This window comes from Myxococcus sp. CA023, assembly GCF_010998615.1.
GTDB lineage: Bacteria > Myxococcota > Myxococcia > Myxococcales > Myxococcaceae > Myxococcus.
This window is the reverse complement of sequence record NZ_JAAEAH010000039.1, coordinates 1-15,026: the sequence shown is the minus strand read 5'-3', so window position 1 is coordinate 15,026 and position 15,026 is coordinate 1. Positions and strand designations below refer to the sequence as shown.

Here is a 15,026-nt window from a genome sequence, read left to right as displayed (position 1 = left end):
AGGGTTTTGGGTAGGCACAGCCGGCACCGATGACCACGACGTCCATGTTCTCCGAGCCGTTCATGTCCGGAGCTCCGCCAGCCACCGCAGAGCCCGGAGCCCGGGCATGAAGCAGTACTCGCCTCCTCGGGTGACGACGAACCGAGGAAGGCCTTGCATGCGCCTGGGGATGGGACGCTTTGGGACTGAGAACACGCCCGTCCCGTCGTTCGCGCCGACGAGGGGGTCCTTCGTATCGCCCAGCCCGAGAAAGTCACCGCCGTTGACCCACTCCGATTGCACGAACTCGAACTGGCGTCCGAGGTGCGCGCCGATGAAGGCAAACATCAACCCTCGCTCGACGCCGTCGTCCTCGAGGATGCCCTCGGGCAGTTCGGGCCCGTAGGCTGTTCCGCGCCGGATCATCCGATGGAGTCTGACCACGCCGGCGACGGACGCGTCGCGGGGATTCGTTCGCCGGACGTGCGACGCGGGAGGCGTCTTGTACCCGGTCGGGTCATCTGAATAGAGGAAGGCGTTGTTCCGTGACGAATCGGCGCCAAGGTCGGGAGCGTCGTGGTGTGGGCACAGCGCCAGCGGCGCGCCGCTCCGCCACCTCCCCATCATCTTCGCTGCCAGAAACTCCTCGTCCTCCCGGCTGCTCGCGGTGGCCTTCAGGTACTGCCTGAACGCGGCCACCCGCTGATGAAGCTTGCGGAAGGCGACATACGTCCCATTGCGCCCCAGGACGTCAGGCCAGGGCATCGGGGAGACGCCGCCCGTCTCGTCGGGGTAGCCGAGGACGAATTCGCCTGCCTTGAGCGGTTCCTCGTGGGGATTGCTTCCTGGAATGCCGCTGCCCTCGACGGCAGGATGACTGATGCCGTCCTTGAAGCCGAACGGCTCCTTGCCGGTGCTCAGTGCGTGGCAGTCCTGACGCCAGATTGCCTCGATGCCGCCAAGCTCCCGCAGCGCCTTGCGCGCGCGCTCCAGCGCCGCTTCGAGTTGAACCTGCGCCGGCGCAAGCGCCGTCAGCACGACATGGACATCGCTCGTTCCCAGCGGTGGCTCCCAGTGTTCGGGGCTGCTCTCGCCGTCGTCTCCCAGTGCCTTCGCCCGGGCGGCCATCCCCTGTCGGAACTCCCACGCGAAGCTGTCCAGCGAGTTTCGAGGTACGCCCAGCGCCTCGAGCCCGTGATACGTGAGCGCGACGCTGAGCCAGCAATCGGCGGTCGGGCTGCTCGGGTGGGCGGCCGTGGCCACCGCCGAGCAGAGCCGCCCCATCAACTCCCGCCCCGCGCTCCGGTCATCGATGCGGAGGAGGATATAGGTCGCGACGTACGGAGAAGGGCGGGGCCGCAGCACTCCGCTCTGGATGTCGTTCAGTTCGAGCATCTCAGTGGGCCATGGCGAGGTTCTTCCAGAAACGCACGAGGCTCTCATCCGCCCCGAACAAGGTGCTGAAGATGGTGGAGTCGGCGACCAGCACGTCGCCGGCCCTGCCGTCGCCCGGCGGCATCCACACCAGCGCATTGAGCTCGGTGTTTCCCTCGTTCGTGAAGGGATGGGGCCTGGTCAGGTCAATCGGCTGTTTCGCCAGGACACGAACGGAATGGGAGTCCTCCGTCGTGACCGCGTAGTGCGGTAGGTGCATGTGGAAGTTGAAGTTCCGGACCCCGGAGAGCCAGCCGCGCGTATCCAGGTCTTCCATCACTGTCAAAGGGACGCTTCGGCTCGTTCCTTCGACGACGGCAGGGCGCAGACCCCAACGGTTCTCGACGGGGATTCCCAGCCCCTTCATCAACGAGCGCGTATAGCCGCCGAAGCGTTGCTGACGAGGTACCAGCGCGTCGCCATGATGGGCGTGTTCCATGGCGCGCTCCTCCAGGTCCGGCGAGTGTCCGACGTCATGGTGTGGGCCTATCACCAGACAGGTGCCTTCACGCTCGAGGAATGCGCGGACCGCTTCTATCTCCTCCGGGGTGGCCACTTGTCCGGTGACGTTGTGGTCCAGGCCGAAGACGAGCAGCGTGTCCGCATCGGAGAGGACCCTCTCGTCGAGTGGCAGGGAGAAACCCGCCTGATCGACCCGCTGAAACATGGGGACCCTTTGCCCGGTGAACTCCTCGATGACCTGTTGGAACTTCACCCATGCCCAGAAGAAGAGCTCCAGTGAGCCCGCGATTCCTTGCTGAAACCTCAGCGGGTCTGCCCACTGTGGGGACTCGTAGGCGGGCCAGAGGGCTCGGCGAACCTCGGTCATCGTCGAGAACCGGTTGTCCATTTCGGAAGGGGGGTGATTGGCTTCTCCGGGGTAGGTCCAGGACGTGTAGACGCTAACTCGCCGATGCCCCCGCATGTATCTCCTCGGCGCGTGGTTCTGGTTGTACGTCCGCCCCGACGTTTCGCTCATGACATGCCTCTACTGCATCTGCTCGAGCATCTCGGCGAGCGCGGCCTTGATCTTCAGCGCCTTCTTGATTTCATCACCCGTGAAGAACGGGTACTCGCCGTACTCGAGAAAGCTGTTGCACTGGTGGTCTCGGATGAATTTGATGAACGCAGGCGTGTTGGTCTTCCAGTCCATGGGAAACCCCTCGAGGTTCTCGAAGGCGGTGTTGATTCCGGACTGTGTGAAGAGTACGACCGCGTCCTCGGTGTATTTGTCGAAATCGGTGTCGAAGATGCCCTGATACATGAACCGGGTGTCGTCATCGAAGAGTACCCAGCGGAGGTAGTGGAGCTTGAGCGGCGCGAGAAGGTCGGGGTTGGCCTTGAGTGCTTCGGCGACCCTCTGGCCGTAGCCGCGCATTGCATCGGCGCGCCCCGGCTTGACGTTGGCAACAATCGTGAAGCCATAACAAGCAGGGGTCTTCGGAAAAATCGGACCGTACTTCCCCCGCTCGAGGTGATCAGTCGACCTGGGAATGGCCATGGCCTGGGGCTTGATCTCCATCGCGAGGCTCCTTCTGTGCGTCCACTCCAATGCTTGTGGTGGAGCCCAGAAGCTGCAAGCACGTAGACGCCAGCGGAACGAGCGCACGCTGTCCCGTCGCCTCGGCATGCTGGGCCGCGAAGCCATGTCGGGTCCGGCATCACACCCTTCGGTGAGGCACTGGTACCGTCACCGTTCGGAATTGAAAGGCACAGTCGCACAACCTGGGGGCGCATCGCCCTTCGTCATGATGAGCGTCTTGACGCAGCATTGACGCACTCATGACGTAGCGACTGGATTTTGAGTAGGCACAGGTGTCGCAGGCTTCTTCTCCGGAGGCTTGACGGGCGGAGTCGAAGGTGGGTCCTGTGGCCGAGGGCTCGGCGTGGGCGCCCCCAGCTGCGAGAAGTCCTTGGGAGCCTTGCCAAAGATAGACGTGCTTGTGTGTCCGGAGGGCGTAGTCCGCTGCGCCTGAGTCCGGGCGCTCTGCGGTTTGATCTCCGCGGGCCTGGTTGTGGTTTGCGGCTTGGGGGCTGTGATTTTTTGCCATGGGATAACTCCGAGGAAGCGGGTTCTTTGAAGCTCACTGCGCAGCGACCGAATACGAGACCGGCACAGGCGTCAGGGGACATACCGCTCGGCGGTGTTCAATACGGCACCGTCGTCGGTACCCCCGATAATGAGCACACTCCCCGATTCAAGCCATGTGGCCGTGTGATTGACGCGCGCCGATGACATGGGGGCGATGAACTCCCAGGAGCCATCTCGCCGGAATATCTCCGCGGAGGCACGCGGCATTGCGTAGGGGCTGGAATACCCGCCCGCAATCAGCACCTCGCCCGAGGGCAATGCGGTCGCCGTGTGAAAGAAACGGGCTTCCATCATTTCTGCCTGGGGCGTCCACGAAGTGCTGCTCACTTGAAAGAGTTCCGCTGCCTTGAGGACCCTCCCAGGTGACCCCTCGAGGGAGCCGGTAACCAAGATTCTTCCAGAAGGCAGCAGCGTGGAGGCGTGCCCGTGGCGCCCATGTTCCATCTGCGCCAGGAGGAGTCGCCATTCCGCATCCGGCTGAGTCGAGTCGTAGACCTCGGCCGTCGTCTCCGCTCCAGCAGCATTGAAGCCACCAATGGCCACCACCACGCCCGTTTCCAGGAGGGTGAGCGTCAGTACGTTGCGTTTGACTTTCAAGTTCCCAGCATCTGTCCAGGAGTCGTTGTCCGGGCGATAGAGCGCGGCGGTGTTCAGCCCGTCGAGAGGCGAGTCCCCGCCACCCGCCACCAGCACCTTCCCCGAGGGAAGCAGGACGGCGGCATGGCTGGCGCGTGCTCCGAGTGGGATGGGATTGGCAGGAGTCCACTCATTCGCATCCACATCGTAGATTTCGGCACTGCTCAGCGCGCCACCTCCGGGGCCCCGGCCACCGACCACCAGTACTTTTCCATTCGGTAGAAGGGTGGCCGTGTGGTCCATGCGCGCCGTCCCGAGGTCTGGCCCAGGACTCCATCTGTTTGATGAGACGGTGTAGAGCTCCGTGGTGTTCGTCGGGGTGTTGCCCGAGCTACTCCCACCAACGACGAGCACTCGACCATTTCTCAGGTCCGTGGCTGTATGCCCTGTGCGCCGTGTCTGCATCGGTGCCACCGGCTTCCACCCCGGCGGTTCGCGCCCGCCATCCGAAGGTCCCCCGTCCGTGCCTGCGTCCGAACCGCCATCCCCGCCGCCGTGCGGTCCACCGTCCTCGCCGTCCGGCCCACCTCCATCGTTACCTCCATCCAGGCTGCCATTGCCATCAGGGCCCGCATCCGATGCGCCATCCAGGCATACGCCAGGTTTCCTGTCGCAGAATTGGTCCACCGCCTCATCGACGTCGAGGCACGCAGCGAGATGGGCGCAGAGCACCAGCAAGCCAAGGGCTGTCGAGCGAAGCAGGGGCTTCATGGCCACCTTCCAGACACGAACGCGGACGTGCCATCCAGCCCGAATTGCAGGGGGCCTGGCTTCTCTGGCGACCCCAGCAGGTACATTCCCGTGGCGGCGCCCAGCCCCACCATGCCTCCCACCAGCAGTCCCACGGAGACTGTCTGCAGCCCGCGCGCGCTGCTGGCCACGCTCCTGGCCTCGGCCTGTGAGCCGATGTGCTGCGCCTTGTGAGCCAGCTTCGACTTCTTTCCCTCCGCCAATCCCCAGAAGACGCCCGCTGTGACGACGAGGGCACCTCCCGCCACCGCGGGGATGAGCGCTTGGTCTCGCAATGAGGAGTGCGAGCCGGACACCCCTGCCACTGGAGACGATGAAGGCTCCGGGAGTCCCGAGGCCACTGCGGGAAGCGGCTCTCGTGGCGCCTGAACCCGCTGAGCCTCTGTGGGGGCCTCCATCGTCAGGGGATCACGTTCGACTCCTCGCGCGGCCAGCTCGCTCAGGACATCCTGGCGCACTGATTCGAAGTGCCGCTTGAGTTTGGGTGAGACAAGCAGCGGCAACTTCGCAGCGGGGTTCAAGAAGAGGGCCGCCTTGAAGGTGGCTTCGGAGTCGCTCAACCGCCCACTCAACTCCACCATGATGACGCCCTCGTAGAGCGACATCACGACCTGATCCTCAGGCCTCTTTGACATCGCCTTGCCGTGGACAACCTGCTCCAGTGCTCGCTCGTACTCGAGGTCCCCAATCAATCTGTGGATGGATACCGCACAGCGGTGCACGTCTGGGGAAACGTCGCCTCGGGCGCTTAGGGGGAGAAGGGAGAGCCCGAGGCACATGAGCCAGACGCATGTGTCATGTTGCGAAAGGCCGCTCGACAAAACGACTCTTGCATTGTCGTAGATGGAAGGATGCATGACGTCCTCTCGCGCATGGCGTCCGACTTCGTTTACTGCTTCGACGTCACCGGGGATGGGGCGCTGCCATCCGGACTGGTGGGGACGGTGTTTCCGCGGGCCGCGTCGGAAGGCACCACCCCTGTGCTGGAGCCCTGGCGCTGGTGGAACCAGGCGTCGGTGGACGAGTCCATGTATGTCTGCCCAAAGGGGCCATGGGCGACGTCCTGCGCGTCCATCGTTTTCATTGCGTCGAACGGAGCCCCAGGCGCCGCTCCGCTCCCGGCAGTCTGGATGACTTCCTGCGGCGGCGGGGGCGTCAATCCCAGCAGCTTCTCCAACTCCGCCTTTCGGCTCGTGCCCTCGAAGGCGGAGTCGAGTTCGTTCTTCGTCGGCTTGACCTTGTCGATGTCCTTCTGACTGTAGGGGGGCGTCTTGGATTCCTCGACGGCCACCGCGTTCGCCTTGCGCATGGCCTCTTCGGCGCTCTTCGCGGCAAGGGCTGCCTTCTCCTCCGCGTCTTGGAGTTTCTGAGCCGCCATGCTGGATGCTTCGGTGGCCTCTTTGAGCTTCTTCTCCGCGGCGGCGAGGTCATCCTTCGACTTTTTCGCCTCTGCGGGCGTCTGTCCTGGCCTCTCCGCGGCCTTGCGTGCAGCGGCGGCGGTCTTCTCCGCCTCGGCCTTCTGCCGTCGCGCGGTATCCGCGTCGCGCCTGGCCTGCGTCAGGTTGTCCCGGGCGGCCGCCGCGGCCTTGCGCCTGGCCTCGGCGGCGAGCCGCGCCGCCTCCGCCTTCTGCCGGGCCTCCTCCGCGCGACGCTGTGCTTCGGCGGGGTCGACTTTCGGAGCTCCAGAACCACCGACCGCTGTCACTGAACCCATGGGACATCTCCTCTTGATGGGGCTTTACCGCGCATGTGATTGGAGGGCCGGGCATGAGGCATGCCCGAGGTTCGTACGTCCTGCGCGAGTCGATGCGTGTCTGCCCCTGCAATCGAAGAGAAAGAGGGAGGTGGCCCACCGACGTCCCAAAAATCTCCGGAGACGACGCTGACGGCGGCGTTGCCCTGGCAAGCCGGCAGGACGCCGGTGCGTCAGGAGTGCCAGCAGTCGGGCGCCTGACGGTAGATGGGCGCCAAGGGCTTCAGTCCAGCAATCCCAGGAGGCTGATATCCAGTCGGCTGCTGACCAGTCCCAGGAGGCTCTCCAGGGCGAGTTGGTCCTGCTTCATTCTTGGCGTGAGCTCCATGCGAACGCGCTCGAGCAACTGCTCGCGGGCATCGGCGACCTTGCGCGCGACGCCGGAGCGCGAGCCGCCGTACATGCGCGTCAGCCGGTCCATCGTGAACCCATGGAAATGGTGCAAGCGCAGTAGGGTCCGCTCCTGCTCGGAGAGCACCGCCACCGCTTTTCGGAGCGACTCTACGAGGAGCTGGCGCGCATCTTCGCGCAGCAGCGCGTACTCGGGGTCGCTCGGGGCCAGCATCCGCGCGAGTTCCTCGGGAGGCTCCGCGACGAGCTGATGGCGCTCGTCCTGGCCCATCAACTCCCCGGCGATGCGCGCGGCGATGATGCTCACCCAGGTCCGCAGGGGCCCTCGCCCCCCATAGCTCGCAATCCTCGGTGGCGTGTTGCTGCTGCCCACCAGCAGCCGCTCGCGCAGCATCTGCAGCACTTCCTCCACCAGGGGCGGCGACACCTTCCCGAGCCGGGCGGGGACGTGCCGGAGGATGTGTTGTTCGAAGGCCCTGAGGGCCGCCGGGTCTCCGGTGGTGCAGGCGCACGCGAGATACAGGTCGGCACCTTGGAGGATGCGCATCACCTCCGCGGCCTTTCCCACAGGCAGGTGCCGGGCCAGGTGCCGCACGAAGGTCTCTGCCGGGAGTGACAACGTGGGCCACCGGGTCCGTGCTGCCTCGACGTGTTTGTCCAGCAGCGCCTCGAATCCCTCCACGGCCTCCAGCTCCGCCCGCTGCTCCCGAGACACGTACGCCCGCAGCAGCGCCGCCAGGGAGCCTGTTCGCTGTTCGTCGCTCATCGTTTCGCCTCACGCCGTTGCCAGGCCAGCACCGTCTGGAGCTCCGACTGGCCCCGGACCCCCACGGACTCCAGCCGTGTCCGGGCCTCCTCGGCCAGCGCGAGCGCCCGTGCCCGTTCCGGGGGAGAGCGCGTTTCCATGAGCGCCCGTGCCAAAAGGAAGGCGGTCTTGCCGGCGACCCGCGGGTCTTTGACTTCGCCCCATTGGGTTTGGATGCGCCGGGCGCGCTCGAGCAGGGGGACTGCCTCCGCCGAGGTGCCCAGCGTCAGATGCGCCTCCCCAGCGCAGGCAAGGGCGCTCGCGCCGTCCGGGGACTCCGCGCCGCCCGTCTTCTCGGTGACCTTCCTCGCCCGCTCGCAGTACACGAGCGCCTCCTTCGAAGCTCGGGTCGCCAGGGCAAGATCGGCGAGGGGAAGCAGCACGGTCACCGTCATCCCGCCCTCCGGGCCATGTTCCTTCTCGAGCCGCTGTAGCGCGTCCAGCAGGTCGCGTCGTGCCTCGGCATAGCGGCCCGCCTTCAGGTACACCTGTCCCCGGACTGTCAGCGGCAGGGCGGCGCGTGGCGTGTCCGGGCCCAGCGAACGCTGGACGCGCTCCAGGGCCTCGGTGGCAAGGCCCAGCGCCTCGTCGCCCTGGCCCGCCTCACTGGAGATGTCTGCCTGCGCTGAGAGCGCGAAGATGACGGTGACGTGGTTGGGGCCCCGGGCCCGCTCGAAGATGGCGCGCGCCCGCTCAGCCATGGAGCGTGCCTCCTCCAGTCGACCCGCGACGCGCGAGACCACGGCGAGGTTCAGCAGAACCGTCCCCATGGGGGTGGTCTCTGGGTTGGAGGATGCCTCCTGAAGGGCCAGGGCCTTGCGCCAGGCGCTGACGGCCTCGGCGTACCGGCCCACCTCCAGCGATGCGGTGGCGACCCGGTTGTAGGAAGTCACGAGGGCCGGATTGTCAGAGCCAAGGATGCGCTCGCGCAGTTCCAGGGCCTCGCGGTGGAGCTTCAGCGCGTCTTCATGGCGGCCCTGGTCGAAGCGGATGCGCCCCAACTGGTGGAGGAGGTTGGGCGTGCGGAGGCTGTCCGGGCGATTCCTCCTCCGCGAGAACTCCAGTCCCTGGAGCGCCTCCTGCTCCGCCTCGGCGAGCTGGCCGTACGACTCTCGCAGCGACGACAGGCGCGTGTGCAGTTCCGTCGTGATGTCCGGGAAGCGCTCCCGCCCCAGCCGCTCGACGGCAGCCCGGGCGTGCCGGATGAGCTTCTCCGCTTCGTCGGGGCGGGACTGCTCCTCGCCCACCGCCCAGATGAGCTCCAGCCAGGCCCGTGCCACCGTCTCGTCGTCACGCGCGGCCTCGGCTGCCCACAGGGCTTGGTAGAAGAATGCCTCCGCTTCCTTTGGTTTGTTGAGGCCCCCGAGGACGGTGCCGTGGGCCAGGAATACCTCCGCCTCCAACGGCTTGTAGCCGAGCCCCTTCTGCTCTTCGAGCAGGGCTGACGTCACCGCGAGGCCGTCGGTGAACCGGTGTGACACGAGGTGGGCCCGGACCTGCGCCAGCTTTTGCCGCGCCGCATGCACGCGGGAGCGGAGGTTGTCGGGCGGCTGGGGGCGGCTGGTGAGTCCTGGGGTATCGCGGCATCCGACGAGCCCCTCGAGGGAGGTCGCCAGTTGGCGCGCGTTCTGCACCGTCTGCGCGTCCGCCTTCTCCAGCACCTCCGTGACGGCGGCGATTTGCCAGAGCCGCGCATCGAGGCACGCGGCGGTCTGCCTGGCCTGGTCCGCGGTGTCGCCCGTTGCGGCCAGGCAGGCCTCCGTGCGAAGCGCCTGCCATTGAGCGGTGTGGGCGTCCATCACCGTCGAGAACTGCTTCCAGGCCTGGGCTGCGTATGTCATGCCGGTGGCGAGGAAGGCTGTGCGGATCCGTTCGCGCCGCGCGGGGCTCCATGCCACTGCGAGCTTCTCCGCTTCCCGCGCACAGCTGGCATCGCGCCGCTGCGCCGTCGTCCCGTAGGCCGCGAGGATGCCCATCGCTCCGGCCACGGTCGTCGTGACGAGAAGCGGCACAAGTCTCCGGTGCGGCGGTGGAGCGAGGGCCGCCAGCAGGGACTGCATGGTGGGGAAGCGATCCTCGGGCTTCGCGCTGAGTCCCCGGAAGACGGCGCGTCGAACCCGGGTCGGGATCTTCACCTCGCGCTTCGGAGGGCTCATCCTCCCTTGCTGCGCGGCCAGGAGCAGCTCCTGCATCGTCTCCCCTTGGAAAGGGCGCGCCCCAAAGAGGGCCTCGTGGAGCGCCACGCAGAAGCTGAACTCGTCGGAGCGGGCATCCGCGCGCTGACCTCGCACCAGCTCCGGGGCGATGTAGGCGGGCGTGCCCAGCAACTGGCCCGTCCGGGTGAGCCGATCCGTGGGAGTGACAGGGGCCTCAATGTGCTCCTGGTGCGACGCGCCTTCTTCCTGCTGGAGGAGCCGGGCGATGCCGAAGTCCGTCACGAAGACCCGCCCGTCCTTCCCAATGAGGGCGTTGGCGGGCTTGAAGTCGCGGTGCACCAGTCCCGCGGCGTGCGCGGCGGCCAGTCCTTTGCCGGCTTCAAGGAAGACCCGGAGCACCTCTTTCCAGGGACGCAGCTCCTTCATCCACTCCGCCAGGGTGGTGCCCTCCACCAGCTCCATGGTCAGGAAGACACCGTCTCCATAGGCGCCCACGTCATAGAGGGTGACGACATTGGGGTGTGAGAGCCGGGCCAGCGCCTGGGCTTCGCGCAGCAGCCGCTGCTGCAGCTCCTCTCGCTGGCTTCCCTTGGGGCGCAACACCTTGAGGGCCACCCGGCGACCGAGCTCTGGATCATCCGCCGCGTACACGATACCCATGGCGCCGGCGCCGAGGCACTCTCGCACCACATACCGGGAGAGTCTGGCGCCAAGCAGCAGTGGCTGGGAATTCGCCTCCCCAGGGGCTGTCGGAGCGCTGGATGGAGCTTGAGTGCCCACTCCCGCTGCCAGTGCCCACCGACAGTCGGCACAGGTCTCGACGTGTGCCAGGACTTGGGCCCGGTGATCTTCGGAAAGCAGCCCGGCAATCAAGTCCGTCAGCGTCGTTTCCTGGGGGCACGACTGCATGGGTGAGGACTCCGCAACGCGTTCCGGCTTTCCGAACATAGCAGAGGTCGGGAGCCTGATTGTGCGTGCAGGCAGGTCTCCAGGAAATTTTGGGACACAGGTTGACCCATTCCCTCTTTGCCATCGATTGCAGGGCAGGACTGCGTTGACTCGCGCACGGAGCGGAGATGGACCTCACTCAATTCTTGATTCCCAAGAGAGGCTTCCGGCGTTCCGTGAGTCCAGCGTGGGCGAATTCCTGCCTTGTCGCTGCGCGGTTCACTGTGTTCGGTAAAGGACAATCAAGGTCGTGATGAAGGACTCCCGCTGACATTGTTTCACCCGCTGGTGGTTCTGGAGTTGCAAAAGCAGAACCTGCCGAGGCGCGGCGCAAAGCGGAGGATGCCGTCAAGAAGTCGGAGGCGGCGCGGCTCTCCGATGCGGCAAGGCACAAGGTCAAGGCGGAGAAGGAGGCGTCCGACACCGCGGAGAAGAAGCGCAAAGATGCCACCAGAAGGACAGCGCACGCCTCTGCTCTCTCACCCATGATGCAGCGAGAGAGTTTGGGCGGCACTCATCGCCGTGAGGCAGCCCGTGGCCCTGCTTTGCCGTGGCGGGAGAAGCGCTCGCGGAGCAACTGGATGAAGTGGGTCAGTGGAGCGGGGCGCTGGCGGGATGCGCGGGTGACGGCGCTCCAGCGGCGTCGGATTCCCTGAGGAGTGAGCCGGACGGTCTGCAGTCCAGGGTGCTGGCTCGGCAGCATCCATTTGGGCAGCGCCGTCACGCCGATACCGCCACGCACCAGCTCGATCAGCGCCTCGGTGAGGGGTACGGGGGAGACCCGGTGCGGCTCGATGCCCGCGGGCCAGAGCACGCGCGTGAAGACATCGAGCTGCTCCCGAGGCGCGGCATAGGTGAGCAGGTGCTCCCGCACCAGGTCCTCCGCCGTGACATGTCCTCGCCGCGCCAGCGCGTGGTCCTCGGGGACCACCAGCATGAGCTCGTCCTCGAAGAGTGCGGTCTGTGCCAGGCGGGCCTGCGGCGGGACGTCGGTGGTCAAGGCGAGATCCAGCTCGCCATTCAGCAGCGCCCCAAGAGGCTGACGCGTGGCCTCCAGGACGATGCGCAGCTCGACGCGTGGGTGCTCGGCCTGCCACCGCCCTAGGATGGGCGGCAGCCAGCCATACACCGTGTAGCAGCCCGTGCTGAGCCGGAGCAGGTCGTCCTGCGGGTGCGCACGGCAGACCGCCTCGGCCTGAGCCACCTCGCTCAGGACCCGCCGTGCGGAGAGGAGCAGCTTCTCGCCTGAGCCGGTCAGGAGCAGACGGCGCTGGCGGCGCTGGAAGAGCTGCACGCCCAGGCGCTCCTCGGCATCGCGGAGTTGGTGACTCAGTGCAGAGGACGTGAGGTGAAGCTGCCGGCTCGCAGCGGCCAGGCTTCCAGTGTCGGCGACCGCGGCAATCAGCTTGAAGTGACGGAGCTCGAGCATGCCGGTCAGCTTCACATGAACCCAATTCAGCATCATCGTGAAATCGTTTCGCTGCGCTTATGGAACGGGTCTCCTTAACGTTGGCGTCCCAGAGCCAGGAGCACGGACGGATGCCCTATTCAGACAGTTTTCCGAAGATGCAGAGCCTTGTCGTACCCCCATGGTCGTCCGTGTGGATTGACGACATTGAACCGGTCGTCGTCGGCCCCGGCTGCCTTCGGAGGGACTTGCCGAGTACTCGCGACGTGAGGGTCTGGGTCGTGGACATGGCTCCCGGGAGTCAGTGGCCCTTTGTGGACGTCCACGACACCGGAGAGGAGGTTCTCGTGGTGAGCGGTGAGCTCATCGAGGGGGAGCAGCGCTTGGGAGCGGGCTCATACCTGTTCTTCCCGCCGGAAAGCCGTCATCAGCCGCGGACCGAGACCGGCGTGCGCCTCTTTGGCATCAACCTCGTGGCCTCCCCGGGGGCTCGGTGAGCCAGGACGCCCTGACTTCCTTCTCCCCATTCCGGATGGAGCCCTCGAACACGGAGGGACGGGACAAGATGGCTCGACCCTCGCGGACGGGGCGTCGGGACTTCCTGCGTGCGGCGGTGGTGCTCTCCGCGGGCGCGGTCCTGCTCCCCCCTGGGACGGGCCGTGCGACGAAGCCTGTCGACAGCGCCGCGCTTCGCGCCCAGCGGTTGGCCTGGGCCGGAGTGCGGCTGCGGCTCGGACAGGACACGCTCTTCCTGGACCCGTTGAGCGACCCCACCGTGTGGGGGGCCGCGCTGAAGGACCCGCTCGTCCCAGTGGACGTGAGCGATGGGGGCCGCTTCGTCCTGGTGACGCATCGCCATTCCGACCACTTCGACCGGGTGGCCGTCCGTCAGGCGCTGGGGGACAGCGGGACGCTGGTGTGCGCCCCAGACATGGCCGCGGCGGCTTCCGCGGCGGGATTCCGCGTGCGGTCCGCCCCGCTCTACGAGCCCATCTTGCTCAATGACTTCACCGCCACCGCCGTTCCCGCGGCGGACGGCTATGGGGATCCCCAGGTTTCGTGGGTCGTCTCCGGTGGAGGCCGCCGCATCATCCACTGCGGCGACACGCTGTGGCATGGCTCCTGGTGGCACATCGGGCGACAGTTCGGCCCCTTCGATGCGGCATTCCTGCCTATCAACGGGGCGCGCTTTGGCTGGCGCAAGCCCGTGAGCGACGTGCATGCCGTCCTGACGCCGGAGCAGGCGGTGGCCGCGGCCGTGGTGTTGGGAGCAAAGCTCCTCGTGCCCATCCACTACGGCCTCGCTGCCTCGGAGGACTACCAGGAGGTCCCGGACGCGGAAGCGCTGCTTCTGGCCGCCGCGCGCACGCGGAAGGTGAACGTGGAGCTGGCACGTCCGGGGGAGTGGCTGACCTGGCGGGCCCGGACCTGACAGCGGGGCTCGAAGTGGGGAGCCGTGGGCACTGAGTTGCCCCCCATTCGATTACTCCCGCGAAACGTCGGCCTTGGACAGGATGTGGCTGACGACCGCCGTGTGCATCGTCAGCGTGTCGAACCTCCGGCCGAGGTTCTTGTCGGACTGGAGCAGGCGCCCCAGCTCACCACGGCTCAGTTGGGTTCTCTCCGCGAGGCTGCTGAACAGCTCCTCCACGGACTCCCGTTCGGACTGGATGTGGTCTCTCTCGGCGATGGCCCGAAGCCCAAGCGCCAGCCGTAGCCGGTACTCCAGTTCGCTCCGGGTGGAGTCGTCGAGCAGCCAGCCATTAAGTCCTTCCCGGACCCGCTCGTGCGGTAGGCCCAGGCTCACCAGGATTGGATACTCGGCCTCGGCCCACCGCTGGCGGATTTCTTCGTCGATGAGGCTCTTTGGCACCTCGACATGCGTGCGCCGAGCCACCTCCCTCATCACGTGGTCCTGGAAGTCCCACAGGTACCGCGCGTCCCGCTGGGCGATGAGTTCCCCGGCGATGTACTCCATGACCTCGTCGAGCGAGCCTCCGCGTCCCAGTGCGGCGAAGAGTTCTGGAGATGACTCCCCCAGGAGAGTCACCTGGTAGGCCGCCTTCATCTTCACGTCGAAGCGAGCAGGGACGCCACGCAGGGGCTCCACCGCGTAGTCATCGGGCAGGACGAGGTCCACCGCTACGGACTCGCCAACCCGGGCCCGCACCAGGGCTTCGAAGAAGCCGGGGAGCAGCGGGTCGGGTGTGGCTTCCGTCCGCCATCCCGCGCGGGCGGAGAACGGGATGAGCCTTCCGTTGGCGAAGCCGACGACGTCCAGGAGCACGTCGTCTCCGGAGTCAACGGCTTCGCCCGGCTCGCGCTCCCTGCGCGGCGCCACCGCGCGGCACAGCGCGGCGAAGCGAGCGAGGATGGCCTCGGGCGAAATTCCCCCGAGCTCCGGCATCTTCACCCGGAGCTCCTCCAGCGAAGGGGCCTCGCGGAGGAGCGGAAGTCGAGGGCTCGTCGCATTGCGGAAGGCCATCGCTCCGGGCGTTTGGTTCAACAGCCCCATGCCCTGCAACTCCCCGATCGAGAGCGGCTGGCCTGGGTTGGACTTGTCAGGAGGTGAGTGCATGGATGGCTCCTAAACCGCCTCGACGAATCCCCTAAACCTCGGAACGGTTGTTCCAATGAAGGGGGTGGTGGTGATGGGGCAGCAGCCATTCAGGCTGACGCCCGAGCAGATGGAGGAGCGGCGATTGTTCGCCGCT

12 protein-coding genes are annotated in these 15,026 nt (G+C 66.5%); 2 read left to right on the top strand and 10 right to left on the bottom strand.

Annotated elements, in window-relative coordinates:
• Positions 1-60 precede the first annotated feature (60 nt).
• From F8M74_RS18355 to F8M74_RS18315, 9 genes are all read right to left on the bottom strand, one after another.
• Positions 61-1,374, bottom strand: coding sequence for a Dyp-type peroxidase (locus F8M74_RS18355; protein ID WP_141257604.1), 1,314 nt, complete (start codon positions 1,372-1,374; stop codon positions 61-63).
• A gap of 1 nt (position 1,375) precedes the next feature.
• The gene (locus tag F8M74_RS18350) at positions 1,376-2,392 is read right to left on the bottom strand and encodes a hypothetical protein (RefSeq protein ID WP_171410471.1); all 1,017 of its coding nucleotides are present in this window, start codon (positions 2,390-2,392) and stop codon (positions 1,376-1,378) included.
• Between the two features lie 9 nt (positions 2,393-2,401).
• Complete coding sequence (locus tag F8M74_RS18345; protein WP_141257602.1) at positions 2,402-2,935, bottom strand: hypothetical protein; 534 nt, start codon at positions 2,933-2,935, stop codon at positions 2,402-2,404.
• 600 nt (positions 2,936-3,535) lie between these two features.
• Positions 3,536-4,546, bottom strand: coding sequence for a kelch repeat-containing protein (locus F8M74_RS37880; protein ID WP_228559995.1), 1,011 nt, complete (start codon positions 4,544-4,546; stop codon positions 3,536-3,538).
• A gap of 302 nt (positions 4,547-4,848) precedes the next feature.
• Positions 4,849-5,496 (bottom strand): hypothetical protein, encoded by a 648-nt coding sequence (locus F8M74_RS18335; protein ID WP_228559987.1) that lies wholly within the window; start codon positions 5,494-5,496, stop codon positions 4,849-4,851.
• 284 nt (positions 5,497-5,780) lie between these two features.
• Positions 5,781-6,605: a hypothetical protein gene (locus F8M74_RS18330; protein ID WP_228565738.1), complete on the bottom strand. Its 825-nt coding sequence runs from the start codon at positions 6,603-6,605 to the stop codon at positions 5,781-5,783.
• Between the two features lie 262 nt (positions 6,606-6,867).
• Positions 6,868-7,761: an RNA polymerase subunit sigma-70 gene (locus tag F8M74_RS18325; RefSeq protein WP_141257599.1), complete on the bottom strand. Its 894-nt coding sequence runs from the start codon at positions 7,759-7,761 to the stop codon at positions 6,868-6,870.
• Complete coding sequence (locus tag F8M74_RS18320; RefSeq protein WP_141257598.1) at positions 7,758-10,904, bottom strand: tetratricopeptide repeat protein; 3,147 nt, start codon at positions 10,902-10,904, stop codon at positions 7,758-7,760. Before F8M74_RS18320 ends, F8M74_RS18325 begins: the two co-directional genes overlap by 4 nt.
• A 514-nt stretch (positions 10,905-11,418) precedes the next feature.
• Positions 11,419-12,369 carry a LysR substrate-binding domain-containing protein gene (locus tag F8M74_RS18315; protein WP_141257597.1) on the bottom strand — a complete coding sequence of 317 codons (951 nt, stop codon included), beginning with the start codon at positions 12,367-12,369 and terminating at the stop codon, positions 11,419-11,421.
• A gap of 74 nt (positions 12,370-12,443) precedes the next feature.
• On the opposite strand from F8M74_RS18315, the gene F8M74_RS18310 reads away from it, so the two are divergent.
• Complete coding sequence (locus F8M74_RS18310; RefSeq protein ID WP_228559991.1) at positions 12,444-12,809, top strand: cupin domain-containing protein; 366 nt, start codon at positions 12,444-12,446, stop codon at positions 12,807-12,809.
• 68 nt (positions 12,810-12,877) lie between these two features.
• On the top strand, positions 12,878-13,744 hold the full coding sequence (locus F8M74_RS18305; RefSeq protein WP_228559993.1) for an MBL fold metallo-hydrolase: 867 nt from the start codon (positions 12,878-12,880) through the stop codon (positions 13,742-13,744).
• 51 nt (positions 13,745-13,795) lie between these two features.
• Here F8M74_RS18305 and F8M74_RS18300 read toward each other — a convergent pair whose 3' ends face one another.
• Positions 13,796-14,890: a peptidylprolyl isomerase gene (locus F8M74_RS18300; protein WP_141257594.1), complete on the bottom strand. Its 1,095-nt coding sequence runs from the start codon at positions 14,888-14,890 to the stop codon at positions 13,796-13,798.
• Between the last annotated feature and the right edge of the window lie 136 nt (positions 14,891-15,026).

What these genes read in the sequence shown, in the direction of transcription:
- F8M74_RS18350 (WP_171410471.1), bottom strand. Translation starts at nt 2,392, where the DNA reads ATGAGCGAAACGTCGGGGCGGACGTACAACCAGAACCACGCGCCGAGG.
- F8M74_RS18335 (WP_228559987.1), bottom strand. Translation starts at nt 5,496, where the DNA reads ATGTCGCTCTACGAGGGCGTCATCATGGTGGAGTTGAGTGGGCGGTTG.
- F8M74_RS37880 (WP_228559995.1), bottom strand. Translation starts at nt 4,546, where the DNA reads ATGCAGACACGGCGCACAGGGCATACAGCCACGGACCTGAGAAATGGT.
- F8M74_RS18315 (WP_141257597.1), bottom strand. Translation starts at nt 12,369, where the DNA reads ATGATGCTGAATTGGGTTCATGTGAAGCTGACCGGCATGCTCGAGCTC.
- F8M74_RS18305 (WP_228559993.1), top strand. Translation starts at nt 12,878, where the DNA reads ATGGCTCGACCCTCGCGGACGGGGCGTCGGGACTTCCTGCGTGCGGCG.
- F8M74_RS18310 (WP_228559991.1), top strand. Translation starts at nt 12,444, where the DNA reads ATGCCCTATTCAGACAGTTTTCCGAAGATGCAGAGCCTTGTCGTACCC.
- F8M74_RS18330 (WP_228565738.1), bottom strand. Translation starts at nt 6,605, where the DNA reads ATGGGTTCAGTGACAGCGGTCGGTGGTTCTGGAGCTCCGAAAGTCGAC.
- F8M74_RS18320 (WP_141257598.1), bottom strand. Translation starts at nt 10,904, where the DNA reads ATGTTCGGAAAGCCGGAACGCGTTGCGGAGTCCTCACCCATGCAGTCG.
- F8M74_RS18300 (WP_141257594.1), bottom strand. Translation starts at nt 14,890, where the DNA reads ATGCACTCACCTCCTGACAAGTCCAACCCAGGCCAGCCGCTCTCGATC.
- F8M74_RS18355 (WP_141257604.1), bottom strand. Translation starts at nt 1,374, where the DNA reads ATGCTCGAACTGAACGACATCCAGAGCGGAGTGCTGCGGCCCCGCCCT.
- F8M74_RS18345 (WP_141257602.1), bottom strand. Translation starts at nt 2,935, where the DNA reads ATGGAGATCAAGCCCCAGGCCATGGCCATTCCCAGGTCGACTGATCAC.
- F8M74_RS18325 (WP_141257599.1), bottom strand. Translation starts at nt 7,761, where the DNA reads ATGAGCGACGAACAGCGAACAGGCTCCCTGGCGGCGCTGCTGCGGGCG.